Here is a 17514-nt window from a genome sequence, read left to right on the forward strand (position 1 = left end):
CCATCCAGCGTGCAGCGGAAAACAACGCCGTCCGCCTTGTCTATCACACCATGGACGAAAACCTCGCGGCTTGCCCAAGGGTGATGCCGGTACAGAACCCCACGGCATACGGTCCCGTGGGCGTTCTCAAGCCTTGTTGTACAATTGCCGCCGTCCACATTCGAGCCTTGGCGACACCACACCGGATCAAGCCTACTTCATCTTGCTGCCGCTCCGCACGGCAGCCTAAACCCGGCAGAGGCTCCACTTATCGATGCGGAGTTTCTGTTCAGACAACCGGGACCAGCTCACCGCGCCAATGATCTCGATGACCGGCTTAACATTGCTCAGTTTTATGAAAGAGTCTGGTAGGAAGTGCCGGTAGATTGATTGGACAAGCCTCACCGAGGGCCGCAAGAGAGTAGTCTCGGATCGTTCGAATTACTGTAGAGTACCTTTTACCTCCGCGCGTTTCGACATCTCGGAGAGCGCGATGAGCAACCAGTGTCATGCCTCTATCAGATTATTATCTGGGAGGGCGCCATCTGGCTTTGCGCTCAAGCCCTGCGCAGCTGCGACAGACCAGTGATCGACGTCGAACCTTGTATCCGTAGGGGACTAGTTCGCGCATGAGAGCGCGAAATGAGCCCGACTGCGCCATTCGTTAGTCTAATAATCTGTATGAGCGGCGGCACCTGAAAGAAGTTCGTTGGCTAAACAATAGAGTTGCGAACCGTAGTGGTATTTCTTGTGCTGCGCGAAGTGAGCCGACAAAGAACGCGTAAGCACATGGATCCTTGGGTGAGGCACCCCGCCTCAAGGCTCGGACGGAGCATCTACTGGAATGGAAAAACCTGCTTTCACTCGGTCCATTATTACCATTGTCTTGAACCCCTTGATGTCGGAGTTCTCATAGAAAAATCGCCGAGTGAACTGCTCATAGTCTTCCATGGTGCGAGCCGTGACGTACAGGACAAAGTCAGCTTCGCCGGTAACGTAAAATCCATTGACCACGTCAACTGACAATTTGATGGCCTTCTTGAACTTATCGATTATGTCTGAGCGCTCCCGCTCCAAAGTCACTAGCACGAGCATCTGAATTGGCCTTCCTACCGCCCTAGGGGAAACAATCGAGACATCAGCCTCGATGATGCCTTCCGAACGCAGCCTCTTCAGTCGTCGCTGACATGCGGTCGCAGAAAGCCCGGCTAGTTCGCCGATCGTCTCTGAAGTTAGACGGTTATTCTTTTGCACGATCTCTAGAATGCGCGCATCTATTCGGTCGTAGTGCATAAGCGGCTCCTGCTGATGAATTCCGTTGCGAAATTCCTGCCCAATGCAGGAAAACTTCCTGCCGCCAGGAAATGCGACGCAAATCAACTTCGGGGCGAACGTATCCTGAATGTAGGGGTAATTTCAACAAATGACGACGCGGGACTCTCAAGTGGTTTTTGCAACTGCTCGATCCAAAACTCCGCACTTGGTCGGTCTGGCTAGTAAGCATCTGCAAAGTTTGCGGCGCCGAGATTTTGTAGCTGGGGGCGCGCTGATCGACGGTTGCTGGATTGCGAGCGAACAAAAGGAAGTGGTGGTCGATCCAGCTACTGGTGAAGAGATCGCGGATGTTGCCCGTTGCGGTGCTGCGGACATGAATCTGGCGATCGCGGCGGCTGAGCGATCTTTTCCCGCCTGGCGTGAGCTTTTGCCGGCAAGGCGCGGGGGCATCCTCAGGTCGTGGGCATCATTGATGCTCGACCATTCGGAAGAACTCGCCGTCCTGGTGACGTGTGAGCAGGGCAAGCCGCTTGCCGAGGCGCGCCACGAGATCGCGTACGGCGCTGGATTTTTGCAGTGGTTTGCAGAAGAGGGTGAGCGCGCTTATGGAGAGACGATCCCTAGTCACAAGCTCGGAAGTCTACTTCAGGTGCGAATGCAGCCAATCGGAGTCGCGGCAGCGATCACTCCGTGGAATTTCCCGGTTGCCATGATTACACGAAAGGCGGGGGCTGCCCTTGCAGCCGGTTGCCCGATCATCGTGAAGCCTGCTCCGGAGACTCCTCTGTCTGCTCTCGCCGTTGCCAGGTTAGCTGTAGAAGCCGGGGTTCCGCCCGGCGCTTTGCAGGTGCTCGTTGGTTGTCCGATTGAACTTTCAGCGCCTCTGTTGCGCGATCCAAGAATACGGGCGCTTTCGTTCACGGGGTCTACCCAAGTTGGCCGTTTGCTCCTGGAGGGCGCTGCGCAGACAGTGAAGAAGGTGTCGCTCGAACTTGGGGGGCATGCGCCTTTCATCATCTTCGATGATGTCGATGTTGACAAGGCAGTCAAGGGGGCAATGGCGGCAAAGTTTGCTACATCGGGTCAAGATTGTCTGGCCGCTAATCGCATCTACGTGCAAAGAGGCATCTATAGTGCCTTCGTCGAGGCGTTTGCTGCGGCAGCGGCTCAACTCAAGGTCGGGCACGGCCTGGATCCTGCGACAGATATCGGGCCTATGACAAAGCTTTCGGTGGCCGACAAGTGTAGGGCCCAAATCGACGATGCGGCAGCAAAGGGCGCTCGGGTTATTTCCGCGAAGCAACACGAAAGCCTGCGCTCGAACTTCGTTCTTCCGACGCTTCTTAGCGAGGTCACCGAAGAGATGCTTATTGCGCGTGAGGAGACATTTGGGCCTGTAGCTGCCGTACTGCCGTTCGATTCTGAGGAAGAGGTCGTCGCTCGAGCTAATGCGAACGAAATGGGGCTGGCTGGGTACGTCTACACAGACAGTCTGCGTCGTGCGCTCCGACTTTCTGAGAAAATCGAGTGTGGCATGGTCGGTATCAATACAGCGTCATTCACGGGCCCTCCCATCCCGTTTGGGGGGTGGAAGCAATCCGGGCTCGGTCGCGAGGGGTCGCGGCACGGCTTAACGGAGTACATGGAACTGAAATACGTCTGCTTCGGCGATTTGGCGGACTAGGAGAATGAGAATGATTGATATCAAGGCCATCGCTGAGCGAGATCGTTCGAGTGTCCTGCATCCCTTCACCCAGCTTAAGGACTTTGCGTCTGGTAAGCTTGGCGATCCGACGATCGTTGCTGGGGGAAAAGGTATCCGCATTGAAGACGCGCAGGGACGTAGTTATGTCGACGGATTTGCTGGCCTCTACTGTGTAAACATTGGATATGGCCGGACCGAAGTGGCGGAGGCCATCGCGCGGCAGGCCTACAAGCTTGCCTACTATCACACGTATGCGGCACATACGACTGAAGAGCTGGCCATCCTGTCGGATCGTCTCGTGCGATTGACGCCCGGCAAGCCGAGCAAAGTATTCTTTGGTTTGTCCGGATCAGACGCTAATGAAACGCAAGCGAAACTTGTCTGGTATTACAACAACCTGCGTGGTCTGCCTAAGAAGAAGAAGATTATCTCGCGCGAGCGCGGCTACCACGGCTGCTCAGTCATTTCGGGTTCGATGACTGGTATGTCGTTCTACCATGATCACATGGACCTTCCCTTTCCCGGCATCATACACACAGGCGCGCCGCATCACTATTGGGGTGCTGAGCCAGACGAAACGGAAGAGTCCTTTTCTCGTCGGCGTGCGGCCGAGCTTGAAGAGCTGATCGTGCGTGAGGGATCTGAAACCATCGGCGCCTTTATTGCTGAGCCGGTGCTGGGTACGGGGGGTATTACACCGCCTCCTACCGGCTACTGGCGTGAGATTCAGGCCGTGCTCAGGCGTCACGACGTTCTTCTGATCGCCGACGAGGTCATTTGTGGATTCGGTCGAACCGGCGCTGACTTCGGCTGCTCGCTATACGGGATTGAGCCGGATCTGGTAACAGTCGCCAAAGGCCTGACATCCGGCTACGTACCGCTTTCCGCAGCCATCGTTGGTGAGAGGGTCTACGCGGTTATCGAGGAGGCAGCCGATCGAGTCGGTGCATTTTCGCATGGGTATACCTATTCCGGCCATCCGATTGCGGCCGCCGCTGCCAATGCAGTCCTCGATATTGTTGAGAAGGAACAACTAAGCGAGCGCGCGAGGATCGTTGGCTCGCACTTCCAGAGGCGACTCAAAGAACGATTTGCGCAGTTAGAAATCGTGGGAGAGGTGCGCGGTGTGGGATTACTTGGTGCCATCGAGTTCGTTGCGGATCGCCAGACGAAGCGGCGATTTGATCCCCAGCTCCAAGTGGGCGCGCGCATATCAAAGGCTGCTCGTGATAGGGGGCTTATTGTACGAGCAATGCCGCATGGAGATATTCTTGGTTTTGCCCCGCCTCTCGTTGTTTCCGAAGCCGAGATTGATGAGATCGTTGATCTGGCGTATCGAGCGACCAAGCAAGTGATGGACGAGCTCACGAAACGATCTTCAACTGCTTAAAGCGTTGAACAAACAGATGGCAGTAAGAGGATACTGCCGCGCAGCCCATAGGGCCGGGCGAAAGTTGATTTCGGAGCTGACCCAACATTCGAGGTGCGCCCGAATTCCGAAGCGGGCTATGTCGCAGCGAATACTCGTCAGACTCATGGACGTGACCAGACAAACGTGTTGATGCTGAGGACAGCGGTTTTCAGCGGGAAATCAAATCTAGCGTCTATATCGTTGGAAACGAAACCGCCAAGTACCTGCCAGCCGACATGGTCCCGCTGCTCAACATAAACCCGGAGAACAGGTCTAAGACGATCACTGAAGATTCGGCCTGGATGGCGGCGAAACGCCCGGACGGTAAGACCAATAATGATCACCTCCAGGAGCGTTGGCTGGCATGGCGGGCACAATGAGCTCCGCGGCAATCAAGGACCGGCCGGGGTCATCACAGGCTTCGACAGCAGTCAAGCCCACAGGGTGGGCCTGGCTGCTGTTGCCGGGAAGCATCTTCCTGGCGGTGCTCTTTGTCGTGCCGCTCGTTGAGCTTCTGCTGCTTTCATTTGGAATGCCAAACTGGACGCTGGCGAATTTCCTACGCATCGGTGACAACCCGGCCTATGTAACCGTGTTGCGGACGACGCTGGAGATCAGCGTTTTGGTAACTGCGATCGCCTTTGTGCTGGGCTACCCCATCGCCTACGCCCTCTCCACAGGCGGAGCGACGCTGCGCACGTTCCTGCTCGTCGCGGTTGTGTTGCCGTATTTCACTAGTGTTTTAGCAAGGACCTTCGCCTGGGTCGTCCTTCTCGGCCGCAGTGGTGTCGTTAACGAGATTCTACTCGAGCTCGGTTGGGTGTCCCAACCGATCGCCATGCTCTACAACCGCTTCGGCCTGATCATCGGTATGGTCCACATCATCATGCCGCTCGTCATTCTGCCGATGGTCACGGTTATGTCCGGCATCGATCAAAAGCTGCTGCGTGCGGCGAGGGCAAACGGGGCGAGCCCGCTCGCCGCGTTTCTCACGATATTCCTGCCGCTCAGCCTGCCGGGCGTCGTGGCCGGGGTACTGCTAGCATTCATTTATTGTCTCGGCTTCTATATCACACCGGCATTGCTCGGCGGCCTGTCGGATCTCACCATCACGATGGAGATCAGCTCTCAGGTCGTAGACCAGCTAAATTGGAACTTTGGCTCGGCCCTCTCGATGGTTCTCCTGACGACGGTGCTGACCATATTGTGGATCGGCGCGCGCTTCTTCCCCGTTGAGCAGCTGTTGGGATTCTCCGATGACAAGCTCGGCCCGCAAGCCGTCGCCCGCCGACAAATGGGAACCCATTGGCTGATGCGTGTCGGCTCCGTGGCAAATGCGCTCGACCGCTGGCGTCAAAGGTTCTCAACCTATCAGACGCGATGCCCGTGTCGCGTCTTGGGACCCAGCCGACGCAACAATTCTGACGAATTAGGAAACCTTGTCGTCGAAAACCCACGATTACAAAGCTCGCACCCCTTCGAATGAGCGTTTCCCGCAGGGTCGCACTATTGTGGCGACTGACGCCGAGAAATCGGACGGCACGTAGCAAAAGTCGATTCGTTCCTTGCCATCCCTCTGAAGCGGTCGAGCAGCGAATGAGCCGACCATATTGCGGCATCCTGCGGCCGTGAAGTACATCTTGCATCTGGCGTCTGTGAAGAAGTGTGGCACCGCTACTTGCTCTTCTAATTAGCATGTCCTGGCTGACAGCCATCAACGTCTCGACCAGCGGCGGTGCCGCCCGCCAAATTGAGCAGGATTGACCGTCGGGAGGGCGCTGACGACACGGGTTCGTCGCCGGATCTCCTTCATGATGCGCTCGAGCGGATTGTTCCTTCGAATCTTCCGCCAAGGGACGTCCGGAAAGGCATAGTACGCGGGCGTCTCATGAACCGCCTGCTCGACGAGATCAGCAGCTTTGGCCATCCGGCTTGCCCCGCAGATCCGCGATGACGGTCCCGGCTTTCTTGACGGCCGCGGCGCTACTCTCCTGGGCTTGAATGGCCTTGAGCATGTGGCTCACCTCGCGGACCCGAGTCGACGGAACGTGGCTGAAGACATTGCTATAAAAATGCACCATGCAGCGTTGATCGCAGGTCTCCGGCAGATAATCCGCAACGCTTTCGATGAGATCGGTGCCCACGGGTCAATAGCTGACGTGAGTATCACGAAGATCGATTCTGCTCATCCCAAAGGTAAGCTGCGGATCCCTTTGTGTAAGCCGAAAGCGCAGTTTTACGGTGCTCCAGTGGGTATCTTGCTACTCGATCGTGCCCGCGATCCCTTCAACCGACCCTTCATCCCAGGGAGCGTCGGCAATGCCAGCACGTGGAGTTTCCTGTGCTACAAGGCGATGCCGAGCATCACCTTTGACCACATCATTGGGCCTAACGAAAGGGCCGCTTGGGCCTCGAAGTCGCCGCGCGAGCGCGGCGCGATACGCCCTGAAGGCCCGCGCGGATCGACGACTTGTTCGCAGCGCATGATCTGCTGCTCACCCCACCGGCCATCGGCGAGGCGCCTGAAGGGCTGCAATCGGCGCGGGACGCGAGCTTCAACCAGATCTGCACTATGCTGCGTCTGCTGCGTGACCTACCGGCAGGGATGGCACCGAACGGCCTTCTGATTGCTGTGCAGCTCGCGCGCAGCAAAAAAGACGGCGCCCGACTGTTAGCCGCCGCATGGCTGGACGCCTGCACTAGCCCAAGAAGGATAAGCTTGATGCACTGCATTTGCGCTTGTCATGGGCGTGAAAGTAGATCGTTTGTGATTAAGAAGCTTTTCAATCCTGTCTGAATCGAACGGTGAGGCCGAAGGCAATAAGGATTAGGAGCAGTAAGCACCTGAGCCACTGGAGAGACGGCGGAAGTCGTAGCCGGCGGCGGCGAGTATGGCATATAAGGCCTTATGTTCGCCTCTTCCGGTGAGGTGGCTCGCCCTACACTGCGCGTCCGAGGGGTGCTCGGGCGTACCGAGCCGATCCTCATCACGGGACGACGAGCCGCTTATAAGGGAGCATTTTGTCGGAATCGAACGCTGTTCTGTCGCCCGGCTGCTACGCGCCAGCGAGCTGACGTCGGTGTGGGTTCCCGATGAAAGCCACCAAACGACACGAGATCTCGCGCGCGCCCAAGCGGCGGCGGCTGAGGCGCTGCGGGTCCACCGCCCACAGGTGAGCGCCTTCATACTCAAGCACGGCCGCACCTATGCCCGCAAGAAGGGATGGGCGATGCGGAGGGAAACAACATGAAAGCCTTCACGTTCTCCAGCAGGACGCAGAATTTCGGCGGCACGAGGTTCTACATTGACGAAATTCACCTTGAAGACGGGGTACTATTTTCGCGAGGAATAAAACGTCCCGGCGGCAGGGCACAGAATGAAAGCGCAAGGAATGAGGAAAAACAATGAGCCATTTGGTGGGTCGTAGACGCGCCACACAGGCGCGCTCGTCCGCCCTTGTGATTGGTACTTTTGCTGTCGTAGATACCGCTTTGGCGCGAGTTTCGGGCGAGGTGAGCGTCTTGCTATGCGGCAGCTGACGGGTGCGTGTTCGGCAGCCATATTGGTGGCCATGTGGTTGGTCCATTACAACCATACGACCGGCTAGACCAAGTGCAGACGCCTCGAACAATACTTCGGTTGGGTCAGGATCGTTGACAGCTCGAGCAAGCGCGCAACTGCGGAACGTGTTGGGTCGAGTCATTGCTTCGTACTCGCCGTCGCCTCATGCGGTCGTCTTCCGCATCTTGGATGGCTGCCTCAATGGCAGTCGCAACCTGAGCAACCTAAACCTAAAGAGAAAAGACGATGTGCCCATCGTGAATCGGTTTGCAGAGGTCCATGCCGAACTACAGAATGGCCTCGCGACATCCGTGGTAATCCTGAGTTCAACTTCGATGTCTACTGGATCGCCGAGCTGGTTGCAGAAAAGCTGAAGTTCTTCGGCTGCTCCTGGCGGGCGAAGATTGCCCAGCGGGCTATGTCAGCCATGTAATTTCCCGGAAACGATTAGCCAACCATGATCTGCCGTATCCAGCGACTAAGCAAGCAAGAACGAACTTGCGAAAGGATCGTCACTGATTGGAGTGTTGATCATCAGATGGCAGCAAGCGGGCACGACTATGCGAGCTTTACGAATCGGGCTGGTAAGCGCAGCCCGACGATATTCCAGATTGCGGCCAAGCCTTTAATCTTACTTCAGCAGAGGAGCGTGTCATGACCAAGCAAGATTTCAGAGGCCGTTCACGCGGTGGCTTGAGCCGACGCTCGCTACTTCGGTCAATGGCGGCCATTCTAAGCTTGCCTTTCGCTGCCAAAGCGACGGCCGCCTGGGCGCAGGAGAAGCTCGCCGGCAGTGGCGAAGTTGTGGTTTTCAGCTATGGCGGCTCCTTCACCGACGGCGCTCGGAAATATGTCTTTGATCCGTTTACGAAGGCGACGGGAATAAAAATTGTAGATGTGGTGGCCGACTACGCAGAACCGCAGGTCAAGGCGATGTTCCGTGCCGGCAGAGTCGACTGGGACGTGGCCTTTGTGGAGGCTAAGAACTATCCGGAAATGCGTGAAGCCGGGATGTTCGAGCCGATCGATTACAGCCTTTGGGATCAAGAATCGCTCGAGGGCACGCCGCCGGATGCTCGTCTCAAAGACGTGGTTGTGGGTGGTACGACGTCGACGATGATTGCTTATGATAAGCGGGCCTTTCCGAAGGGCGGCCCGCAGAACTGGGTGGATTTCTGGGACGTCAAGAAGTTTCCCGGACCGCGGGGGCTTCCCGCTAAGGTCGCTAAAGGTAACGTTCAGTTTGCGCTCCTCGCCTCGGGTGTCGCACCCAAGGATATTTGGCCACTCACCGATGACAAAGTCGATCGCGCATTCGAAAAGCTCAACGAGATCAAGCCACATATCAAAAAGTGGTTGAGTTCCGGCGGAGAACCGCTTCAACTCCTGATCAACCGCGAACTTGCGGCGGCGAGCGCATACAACAACCGCTCGATAGTCGCGATCCGCCAAGGCGCACCGATCGAAATGGTCTGGGATGGAGCGTATACGGATTATACCTGGATAGCTGTTCTGAAAGGTGGCCCCAACACGGGTAACGGGCAGAAGTTTATCGCCTTTTTGAACCGCGCTCAGATTGCGGCCGGATGGACGTTCGGGACCGGCTGGCCCGGACCGAATACAAATCAGCTCAAGTACCTGCCAGCCGACATGGTCCCGCTGCTCAACATAAACCCGGAGAACAGGTCTAAGACGATCACTGAAGATTCGGCCTGGATGGCGGCGAAACGCCCGGACGGTAAGACCAATAATGATCACCTCCAGGAGCGTTGGCTGGCATGGCGGGCACAATGAGCTCCGCGGCAATCAAGGACCGGCCGGGGTCATCACAGGCTTCGACAGCAGTCAAGCCCACAGGGTGGGCCTGGCTGCTGTTGCCGGGAAGCATCTTCCTGGCGGTGCTCTTTGTCGTGCCGCTCGTTGAGCTTCTGCTGCTTTCATTTGGAATGCCAAACTGGACGCTGGCGAATTTCCTACGCATCGGTGACAACCCGGCCTATGTAACCGTGTTGCGGACGACGCTGGAGATCAGCGTTTTGGTAACTGCGATCGCCTTTGTGCTGGGCTACCCCATCGCCTACGCCCTCTCCACAGGCGGAGCGACGCTGCGCACGTTCCTGCTCGTCGCGGTTGTGTTGCCGTATTTCACTAGTGTTTTAGCAAGGACCTTCGCCTGGGTCGTCCTTCTCGGCCGCAGTGGTGTCGTTAACGAGATTCTACTCGAGCTCGGTTGGGTGTCCCAACCGATCGCCATGCTCTACAACCGCTTCGGCCTGATCATCGGTATGGTCCACATCATCATGCCGCTCGTCATTCTGCCGATGGTCACGGTTATGTCCGGCATCGATCAAAAGCTGCTGCGTGCGGCGAGGGCAAACGGGGCGAGCCCGCTCGCCGCGTTTCTCACGATATTCCTGCCGCTCAGCCTGCCGGGCGTCGTGGCCGGGGTACTGCTAGCATTCATTTATTGTCTCGGCTTCTATATCACACCGGCATTGCTCGGCGGCCTGTCGGATCTCACCATCACGATGGAGATCAGCTCTCAGGTCGTAGACCAGCTAAATTGGAACTTTGGCTCGGCCCTCTCGATGGTTCTCCTGACGACGGTGCTGACCATATTGTGGATCGGCGCGCGCTTCTTCCCCGTTGAGCAGCTGTTGGGATTCTCCGATGACAAGCTCGGCCCGCAAGCCGTCGCCCGCCGACAAATGGGAACCCATTGGCTGATGCGTGTCGGCTCCGTGGCAAATGCGCTCGACCGCTGGCTACCGTCGATGGGAGGTCGGAGTATCCCGATCTTGGCAAGCTTCCTGGCAGTGCTTCTCCTGCTGCCAGTACTGATCGTCGCGTATTCGTCGTTCAGCGCTTCGTCCTATTTCGTCTTCCCGGTGCCAGGCTATTCGCTACGCAACTACCAAGCCTATTTTTTTGATGCACAGTGGCTGCGCGCAACGTTCGTTAGCATCCGTGTCGCCCTGATGGCGGCCGGCATGGCGACCGTGCTCGGCGGGATGTTGGCCTTTGGCTTATCCCGTGGTCGCATCCCCGGTCGCAAAGCGATGGTTGCGCTCGTGCTCTCGCCGATCATCATGCCGACGATTGTCGTGGCGGTCGCGACCTATTTCGTGCTGGTGCGGGCGGGGCTTCAGGGCACCGAGTTCGGATTGGCACTTGGTCACGCAGTCCACGCCATCCCCTACGTGGTGGTGATAGTGGTCGCCAATCTGCGCGACCTCAATCCGACGTACGAGCGCGCGGCCCGCAGTCTTGGTGCCAGCCCTCTTGTCTCCTTCCGCACAATCGTTGTGCCGCTTGTCATGCCAGCCCTCATCGTCGGTAGTTTCTTTGCGTTCCTAACCTCGTTCGACGATGTCGTCTACGTGCTATTCCTCGGCATCGGAAGGATCACGACCTTACCGATGCGCATGTGGGAGGGAATCAAGCAGGACATCAATCCAACCATTGCAGCCGTAGCAACGTTGCAGATGGTGTTCGCGGCGGTGGTTATCGTCGTTGGTGCCCTGCTGCAGCGCCGAAAAACCTGACGCCTGAACTTGACATACAAGTCAAGAGAGACCCAACTACTCAAATTACTCGAGGGAGCCAAAATGTTGATGAGAGCTAGGTTGAGCAGCACTGATGTGAAAGCTGGAGGCATTGCGCTGCATAATCTACGAAAGTGTTACGGTGGCGCAACGGCCGTTGACGATGTCAATCTTTCCGTATCGCCTGGAGAGTTCATTTCGTTTCTGGGGCCCAGCGGATCGGGAAAGACGACAACTCTGATGATGATCGCTGGTTTTGAGATGCCGGACAGCGGTCGGGTTCAGTTGGATGATCAGGACATCACGCGCCTGCCGCCCCACCGTCGCGAGCTCGGTGTGATTTTCCAGAACTATGCGCTCTTCCCGCACATGACGGTCGCCGAGAACGTGGCGTATCCGCTTCGTATGCGGCGTATGGTTAAGTCGGAGCTCGAAACCCGCGTGCACCGCGTCCTGGATCAGGTACACCTCGGTGCCCTGGCCTCACGCTATCCACATCAAATGTCCGGCGGTCAGCAGCAGAGAGTAGCGATAGCCCGGGCGCTGGTTTTCGATCCGCCCGTTCTTCTTCTTGATGAACCTTTGGGCGCGCTAGACAGGAAGTTGCGCCAGCATCTCAGGAACGAGATCAAGGCCCTGCACAAGGAGGTTGGCAAGACGATGATCTACGTCACGCACGATCAGGATGAGGCGCTCGCCATGTCCGATCGGGTCGCAGTGATGCACGATGGCCGGATACGACAGGTTTCTACACCGCATGACATCTATCGCAGGCCGGCCGACTTGTTCGTGGCAGGGTTCGTTGGTGAGGTCAATCTTATTCCTGTCAGCATCAGATCCGGTATCATTCGGGGCCCCGCCGGCGAGAAATTGCCGGCAGCGCAGTGGCCTGACGCCGACCGGGATGCGACGCTTTGCGTGCGGCCCGAACATTTGCGTCTCAACCTGACAGCCGCCGGGACCTCCGGTGGAATTCAGGGACGCATCGTCGATATGACATTCATTGGAGATGCGACCGTCCTCGAATTCCGCAGCGATTCCGGTCTCAAGCTTACGTCAAAGGTTCTCAACCTATCAGATCTCGCAATCCCCGACATCGGCGATGCCCGTCTCGCATCGTGGGACCCAGCCGACGCAACAATTCTGACGAATTAGGAAACCGTGTCGTCGAAAACCCACGATTACAACGCCCTTACCCCTTCGAATGAGCGTTTCCCGCAGGGTCGCACTATTGTGGCGACGGACGCCAAGAAATCGGACGGCACGTAGCGAAAGCCGATTCGTTCCTTGCCATCCCTCTGAGGCGGTCGAGCAGCGAGTGAGCCGACATATTGCGGCATCCTGCGGCCGTGATGAAGCAAGTACTACCGGCTGCAAAGGTTGAGAACTTGGTTCCGCTTGTTAGGCGTTGGGCCTCGCGAAAGGATTCTCTCTGATTTCCGGAATACCAAGTCCCCGGGTATCGGAGCATCACGACGTCAGTATTTGGCGAAACAGGCCGCCTGACGAAGGCGGCCTTACTTTTTACTGCTGCGCTGGAGCGCACCATTGTTCAGTAATGACTTGAATGTCATCACCTCCACACTAGATGCATGCGGATGCAGCCACTATGGATACCCACGTCGCGCGATGACAGGGGGCTGTCCCCCAGGGCTATTCGCGCATGGGCGTTGGTCGGCGCGCTCGTTAATCTTGCGTTCGTTGGACTGATACTATTTTGTTCCTGAACTAGATCGCCTCCAACTCGGCTCGGCGGCGGAGCCAAGTCTTGGCTCCCACCTCCTGAGGCGCGATTATCAATGATCTTGGTCCGCTCCCTTCGCCCGACCCATCTCTCAAGCGCGTTGCGAAGTACCAATCGTTAGGTAGCGAAAACCGAAGGCAACTGTGCGCCCGTCAGAGAAGATGTGCGGTTCCATCAATCTGGCCATCAACCCCACTCTGAGACAGCGGCGACCGAACCTGGTTTTCTGTGCTGTTCGCCGGCACGCGCGCTGAGCGACTCATCTATCTCGGCTTCGGTGTATTGCAGCTAAAGAGGACTTGCCGCTTCGACGCACCATACTTTTCCGCTAAACGCAAGGGGAAGAAAACTCACTAGCAGGTCGGACCTGCCCGGCGGATCCGAATGAGCGATTGTGCTACAAACACAGATAATCTGCGCCACCAGGCGACATTTCGCCGTTACTCCTCGATTTTCGATCGCTTCCGCCGGGATCAGCTCTGCAAAATCATGTAACTCTCATCCCACTCCAAAAGCATGAAAGAAGTTCGCGCTAGAATGAGGGAGTGCCATGACGACACAGGATTCCGGGGGCGGTCGCTTCGTGGCGCGAGCCGACGCTTAAGAGGCAACTCTGATTATTTCCAGGAGCGGTGGTTGGCCTGGCGGGCAAAAGGGCAATCAGCAGGCTCGTTGAGACGAGGGCCGCCATGTGACTGAGATCGGCGGACTGACTTGAATAGGTACGAACGAGCGGTTCGCTGCTGCCAGGAAGTATATTCCTTTGCGGTGCCTCTTGTGCAGCTTCTTTTGGGGTATTTGGAGTGCCAAACTGCAAAGGGGAGAATTTCCGGGTGGTCGTCGATCAGTGTCACCCGATGGTTGGCCGACCGTTCGTCATGAATTAGAGACAAATTTGGAGGTGTTGGCATGAAGAACCCCGCTAGGCTAATTGAAGTGAAAGATCTGCCGTTCTGCATCAAATGGAACGAGCGAGATGTGAATTGGCGCGACCCGTCGGGGCCTTATAGCGGTGCATCACTGCCTTTTAGTGACAAACTGGGCTGGTACGGAACATCTACTGGTGCCACTATCGTTGGCGCGAACTTTAAATTCTTGTCCTACTACTTGCCCTTTGGGCAAGCGCGACCCTTCCACATATCAAATCCGCTCGAACTCCTCGTGTTTGTGATCGAAGGGGAGATGGAGTGGGGGGTTGGTCCTGGTCCCGACAAGTTGCAGTACTTTCAACTTGCAAAACATGACACTCTTCTAGTTCCACGTGGCATGGGAGTGGACTACCGTAATACAGGTCAAGGCGATGCTCGATACGTCATGACCATCGGCCGTGTTCAGGAATGGCCTGATGAGTCTATCTACATTATACCCGGTGAGGAGCCAATTCACGTAAAGCGATGACCGCCCCCTCCTATGCACGAAAGGTGAAGACGTGACGAAATCAAGGAATTCGGAAGTACTTTATTTCAGCTGCTCCAAGGCTACCCCGCGGGAATTGCGCCAGGATATAAAGGTTCATGATATGACGTGGACAGTGGGTAATATCCACGCTGGCGGACATTTTTCCGCCTGTCGGCTCTTAACCGCGGACAACAGTGACACTATCATCGCAGGCATCACTACTTACGACGGCTGCTCGATTCCGACAACGCTGAAAATCGACGAGGTGTTTGTCTGCCTTGGTGGCACCGTGCGTATCATCTATGGCGACGACTACGATCGTGTAGTTGAAGCCAGGCTAGGTGACGTGGTTTGGATTCCCAAAGGTTCTAAAGTGAAGTACCAGGGCGAGAAGGGTAGCATTTTCTATACGTGCTATCCCGTTGATTACCGCACCCGCAGTAAGCCCATTCCGACGGAGGCGGCAAATCAGGTGCGAATCTTCCAGAGCAAAGACATGGTCTTTGCCAAAAATGAAGATAATACAGTAGGACACATGGCTCGCTGCCGAATCCTCACACCTGAAAACGGCATCAGCAAGTACTTAGGCGCCGTGATCAATACTCTTGATGGATGTTCCTACGAATGGACCGCGCACTATGATCAGGCGATAGTAGTCCTTGAAGGAATATTCCGAATCCGCGCAGGTGAGAACTACAGCCAGATCATAGAGGCCGGGTTCGGAGATGTGATTCGAATTCCCAAAGGAACTCAGTTTAAGTACGAAGGCGAGAAGGCTAAGATATTTTCTGCACTATACCCAATTAATTGGAAGGAAGTCAGCTGAAGAAAGCAGGGCTAAGGCATCTTTTACGAGCGGTTCATGCCGTATTAGTGATGGCCCGCTTCGATATTGAAGCGGGGATCGCGGGGTTGCGTCACACGGAGGTTGCGCGGCCTTTCGGTCTGCTCAAGAGGTTGCCGGTTCTGAGTGACTATAAGCATAGCCATTCAGGCTAGGCCGACAAGCCTCCTGAGCCTCCCCTAAATCGGTGGACACCTATAGCTTAGGAAAGTGAGAGGTGTCAGATGGCGAAGCGGCAGCGACGGTCCTATTCGGACGAGTGCAAGCGGCACGCAGTTGATCTGGTTTTGTCGAGCGGCCGCTCGGCGAAGTCGGTATCGAAGGTGCTCGGGCTGGACGGCTCCGTGCTGAGCCGGTGGGTGGCGGAGCGGGGCGCGGTGCGAGCCGACGGCGGCGCCGTGGCGCCCACATCGCAGGCGGCGCCGCCGTCGGCGGGCCAGGCTGGCGTCATTGCGCGTTTGCAGCGGGAAAACAAGCTGCGGATGGAGCGCGACATTTTAAGAAGTCGTCCGTTCTTTAATCGCGGGCACGGTGTCAACCCCGATCGACAAAAATGATCCGCTGCCGGTTCATGGTTCTTTCCGCGGTCGTCTCTATGCAGGAGCGCCGCATGATGGCGTTCAAGAAGTGCGGCATCTCGATGTTAAGAGCGCGGTGCGTTACCGCCCGCAGGGGCGACTTCGAGATTGCCAACACCTTCGTCCCGGCAGGGACGCATGTTCCGCCGAGGCGGATCTGGATTCGTCTAAGACTGGATCATGCGGCGCGCATCTCCCCCTGGAACTCGGTGCCATCGGTCCAGATGGCATGGAGGATGACAGCCATTTTGCGCGCGAGAGCGACCTTGGCCTTTTTGGCGCCGATACGTTTGGCCAGTTTGTTGCCCCAGCGCTTGAGCGCAGAACCGCGCCGGACAACGGTCAGGAGGAGTTCGCGGCCTCGAACAAATAAGTTCGAACCTGGTGGCGGGAGATGCGGCCAGTGCGATCGATTTCACCGGATTGATAACGTCTTGGTGTCAAGCCGAGATAGGCGCCAACGTCGGCCGAATGTCTGAAGCGAGTGGGGTCGTCGATAGTAACAACAAAGGACAGGGCAGTCAGGGGACCAATGCCTGGAACGGTCAGCATTCGCTGGACAGTTTGGTCGCGTTTTGCCATGGCCAGGAGTTGCCGATCAAACTTCTCGATTTGCTCGGTCAGGCAGGACTGGGCAAGGAGTAGCGGCGCGAAGATACCTTGCAAATCCGGCGCGTTAGCAAGCACGGCGTTGACTTTGCGAGCCAGGTTGGTCGAACCAGCCCTGCCGAGTACTTTTCCCACCCCCTTGCAGAGACCACGCATCTGGTTGTCGAGGTCGCGCCGCAAATTCACCAGCTTGGTTCGAGCCGCCAGCATCGAACGGGTTTTCCAGTTCTCCGCCCCCTTCACGGCAGCTTCCCGGTACCATCCCATGCGGGCCATTTCGGCCAATCCCTTGGCATCGTTCTGGTCCGACTTGTTAATGCGCATCGATAGCGCTGCGTGGGCATGACGCGCGTCAAGGCAAATAACTGGAAAGCCCAGCGACCTGAGCTGGTGCCAAAGCCAATTGGAAAGCGCGCCGGTTTCAAAAACGATTCGCTCAGCATTGCCGGCATGCCGCCGCAAGAGTTTAGCGATGGCCTCTGGATTGGTGGGCACGTTACCCTCGAATGTCACGCCGCCGTCGTGGTCTAAAACGCAAATGCTGGTCTCTTCCATAGAGATGTCCAAACCGACATACTGCTTCATGAGTTTGCTTCCTTTCGATAATCCACCGAGGCAGATCATCCTACTGGATCTCGAGCCTTCGAGAAGCGGTCAGCCGCGATTACGCCATGTGAGCTGCTGCCGGTTTGATGGACACCAGGTTAAGCTAATCCCACCTTGCGCTCGAACTCAACCGGGCTGAGATACCCGATGGTCGAGTGCCTGCGGATCGTGTTATAAAATCTTTCGATATAGTCGAACACATCGGCTCGTGCCTCGTCTCTGGTTCGGTAGATCTTGTTGGCGGTCCGTTCAGTCTTG

17 protein-coding genes and 1 pseudogene are annotated in these 17514 nt (G+C 56.8%); 13 read left to right on the forward strand and 5 right to left on the reverse strand.

The window, feature by feature from the left end; translation table 11 throughout:
• Positions 1-795 precede the first annotated feature (795 nt).
• A complete protein-coding gene (locus tag IVA92_RS07690) occupies positions 796-1272 on the reverse strand; it encodes an Lrp/AsnC family transcriptional regulator (RefSeq protein ID WP_247275892.1) in 477 nt (158 codons plus the stop codon).
• A gap of 187 nt (positions 1273-1459) precedes the next feature.
• On the opposite strand from IVA92_RS07690, the gene IVA92_RS07695 reads away from it, so the two are divergent.
• The 3 genes from IVA92_RS07695 (at position 1460) to IVA92_RS07705 (ending at position 5856) form a co-directional block, all read left to right on the forward strand.
• Positions 1460-2938 (forward strand): NAD-dependent succinate-semialdehyde dehydrogenase, encoded by a 1479-nt coding sequence (locus tag IVA92_RS07695; protein WP_247275903.1) that lies wholly within the window; start codon positions 1460-1462, stop codon positions 2936-2938.
• Positions 2939-2948: 10 nt separating this feature from the next.
• A complete protein-coding gene (locus IVA92_RS07700) occupies positions 2949-4349 on the forward strand; it encodes an aminotransferase (protein WP_247275893.1) in 1401 nt (466 codons plus the stop codon).
• Positions 4350-4734: 385 nt separating this feature from the next.
• Positions 4735-5856 carry an ABC transporter permease gene (locus IVA92_RS07705; RefSeq protein WP_247275894.1) on the forward strand — a complete coding sequence of 374 codons (1122 nt, stop codon included), beginning with the start codon at positions 4735-4737 and terminating at the stop codon, positions 5854-5856.
• 228 nt (positions 5857-6084) lie between these two features.
• Here the strand turns inward: IVA92_RS07705 and IVA92_RS35645 are convergent, their stop codons facing one another.
• Both IVA92_RS35645 and IVA92_RS35650 read right to left on the reverse strand, forming a co-directional pair.
• Complete coding sequence (locus tag IVA92_RS35645) at positions 6085-6297, reverse strand: transposase (RefSeq protein ID WP_253075216.1); 213 nt, start codon at positions 6295-6297, stop codon at positions 6085-6087.
• Positions 6281-6514 (reverse strand): transposase, encoded by a 234-nt coding sequence (locus IVA92_RS35650; RefSeq protein ID WP_346658114.1) that lies wholly within the window; start codon positions 6512-6514, stop codon positions 6281-6283. The genes IVA92_RS35645 and IVA92_RS35650 overlap by 17 nt, the downstream gene beginning before the upstream one ends.
• A gap of 326 nt (positions 6515-6840) precedes the next feature.
• Between IVA92_RS35650 and IVA92_RS07715 the strand changes: the two genes are divergently transcribed.
• The 10 genes and pseudogenes from IVA92_RS07715 (at position 6841) to IVA92_RS35950 (ending at position 16414) form a co-directional block, all read left to right on the forward strand.
• On the forward strand, positions 6841-7167 hold the full coding sequence (locus IVA92_RS07715; RefSeq protein WP_247275895.1) for a hypothetical protein: 327 nt from the start codon (positions 6841-6843) through the stop codon (positions 7165-7167).
• 244 nt (positions 7168-7411) lie between these two features.
• Positions 7412-7606 (forward strand): annotated as a pseudogene (locus tag IVA92_RS07720) (IS110 family transposase); the annotation flags it as partial.
• Positions 7607-7617: 11 nt separating this feature from the next.
• The gene (locus tag IVA92_RS07725; RefSeq protein WP_247275896.1) at positions 7618-7779 is read left to right on the forward strand and encodes a hypothetical protein; all 162 of its coding nucleotides are present in this window, start codon (positions 7618-7620) and stop codon (positions 7777-7779) included.
• Positions 7780-8586: 807 nt separating this feature from the next.
• Entirely contained in the window at positions 8587-9726 is a 1140-nt protein-coding gene (locus IVA92_RS07730; RefSeq protein ID WP_247275897.1) for an ABC transporter substrate-binding protein, read from the forward strand.
• Positions 9711-11477, forward strand: coding sequence for an ABC transporter permease subunit (locus IVA92_RS07735; RefSeq protein WP_247275898.1), 1767 nt, complete (start codon positions 9711-9713; stop codon positions 11475-11477). The genes IVA92_RS07730 and IVA92_RS07735 overlap by 16 nt, the downstream gene beginning before the upstream one ends.
• Before the next feature lie 81 nt (positions 11478-11558).
• Positions 11559-12632 (forward strand): ABC transporter ATP-binding protein, encoded by a 1074-nt coding sequence (locus IVA92_RS07740; protein WP_247275899.1) that lies wholly within the window; start codon positions 11559-11561, stop codon positions 12630-12632.
• 1498 nt (positions 12633-14130) lie between these two features.
• Entirely contained in the window at positions 14131-14619 is a 489-nt protein-coding gene (locus IVA92_RS07745) for a cupin domain-containing protein (protein WP_247275900.1), read from the forward strand.
• A gap of 31 nt (positions 14620-14650) precedes the next feature.
• Complete coding sequence (locus IVA92_RS07750) at positions 14651-15445, forward strand: hypothetical protein (RefSeq protein WP_247275901.1); 795 nt, start codon at positions 14651-14653, stop codon at positions 15443-15445.
• Between the two features lie 242 nt (positions 15446-15687).
• Entirely contained in the window at positions 15688-16020 is a 333-nt protein-coding gene (locus IVA92_RS07755) for a transposase (protein WP_247275902.1), read from the forward strand.
• On the forward strand, positions 15995-16414 hold the full coding sequence (locus IVA92_RS35950; RefSeq protein ID WP_346658115.1) for a hypothetical protein: 420 nt from the start codon (positions 15995-15997) through the stop codon (positions 16412-16414). The genes IVA92_RS07755 and IVA92_RS35950 overlap by 26 nt, the downstream gene beginning before the upstream one ends.
• Here the strand turns inward: IVA92_RS35950 and IVA92_RS07760 are convergent.
• Both IVA92_RS07760 and IVA92_RS07765 read right to left on the reverse strand, forming a co-directional pair.
• Positions 16384-17235, reverse strand: a complete 852-nt coding sequence (locus IVA92_RS07760; protein ID WP_346658116.1) for an IS110 family transposase — start codon at positions 17233-17235, stop codon at positions 16384-16386. The two genes, IVA92_RS35950 and IVA92_RS07760, sit on opposite strands and share 31 nt — an antisense overlap.
• A 119-nt stretch (positions 17236-17354) precedes the next feature.
• On the reverse strand, positions 17355-17514 hold a 160-nt coding region (locus IVA92_RS07765; RefSeq protein WP_247534173.1), incomplete at its 5' end, for an IS3 family transposase.

The sequence above is a fragment of the Bradyrhizobium sp. 154 genome (assembly GCF_023073875.1).
GTDB lineage: Bacteria > Pseudomonadota > Alphaproteobacteria > Rhizobiales > Xanthobacteraceae > Bradyrhizobium.

What these genes read in the sequence shown, in the direction of transcription:
- IVA92_RS35645 (WP_253075216.1), bottom strand. Translation starts at nt 6,297, where the DNA reads ATGGCCAAAGCTGCTGATCTCGTCGAGCAGGCGGTTCATGAGACGCCC.
- IVA92_RS07760 (WP_346658116.1), bottom strand. Translation starts at nt 17,235, where the DNA reads ATGAAGCAGTATGTCGGTTTGGACATCTCTATGGAAGAGACCAGCATT.
- IVA92_RS07755 (WP_247275902.1), top strand. Translation starts at nt 15,688, where the DNA reads ATGGCGAAGCGGCAGCGACGGTCCTATTCGGACGAGTGCAAGCGGCAC.
- IVA92_RS07700 (WP_247275893.1), top strand. Translation starts at nt 2,949, where the DNA reads ATGATTGATATCAAGGCCATCGCTGAGCGAGATCGTTCGAGTGTCCTG.
- IVA92_RS07730 (WP_247275897.1), top strand. Translation starts at nt 8,587, where the DNA reads ATGACCAAGCAAGATTTCAGAGGCCGTTCACGCGGTGGCTTGAGCCGA.
- IVA92_RS07745 (WP_247275900.1), top strand. Translation starts at nt 14,131, where the DNA reads ATGAAGAACCCCGCTAGGCTAATTGAAGTGAAAGATCTGCCGTTCTGC.
- IVA92_RS07735 (WP_247275898.1), top strand. Translation starts at nt 9,711, where the DNA reads ATGGCGGGCACAATGAGCTCCGCGGCAATCAAGGACCGGCCGGGGTCA.
- IVA92_RS07705 (WP_247275894.1), top strand. Translation starts at nt 4,735, where the DNA reads ATGGCGGGCACAATGAGCTCCGCGGCAATCAAGGACCGGCCGGGGTCA.
- IVA92_RS07690 (WP_247275892.1), bottom strand. Translation starts at nt 1,272, where the DNA reads ATGCACTACGACCGAATAGATGCGCGCATTCTAGAGATCGTGCAAAAG.
- IVA92_RS07725 (WP_247275896.1), top strand. Translation starts at nt 7,618, where the DNA reads ATGAAAGCCTTCACGTTCTCCAGCAGGACGCAGAATTTCGGCGGCACG.